Here is a 520-nt window from a genome sequence, read left to right as displayed (position 1 = left end):
TCAACTTTTCCATTACGTGCTTTACAATTGAGATCAATACAATAAGCAGTCAGCGCACTTGTTACCTTTATACTATTATCCGATATCTGCTGATCCAATTGATCTTCGAGATCTTCAAGTAACATGGATAATCCATCATCACGCGTGATACCATGTGAAATAAAACGCACTACATCATAGCGTGTCATGCCCATCTCTTGAAGGAAATATGCTGCATAACTTTCACGTTCAGAAAAAATTGCAACGAGAACGTTTGCCCCAGATACTTCATCTTTCCCAGCTGACTGAGCATGAATCACTGCACGCTGGATAACACGCTGGAAAAATGTTGTCGGTTTTGTATCCTCATCATTTCTCATTTGTGCATCTAATTCTGATTGGATATAGTTGGTTAAGCGCTCTCGCAATTCTTCCACATCTACCTGACAAGCCCGAATTACTGAACTTGCATCAGCATCATCTAGAAGAGCAAGGAGAAGATGCTCTAATGTCGCATATTCATGTCGCGCTTGATTAGCAA

General features: G+C 40.6%; 1 protein-coding gene. It reads right to left on the bottom strand.

Going from position 1 to position 520, the window contains the following annotated elements; all coding sequences use genetic code 11:
* Positions 1 to 520 (bottom strand): Clp protease N-terminal domain-containing protein (locus tag ACFIO5_RS11025; protein WP_375705424.1); only part of this gene is annotated, 520 nt, incomplete at both ends.

The organism is Bartonella sp. AA86SXKL (assembly GCF_042196885.1).
This window is presented reverse-complemented; position numbering and strand designations above follow the sequence as displayed.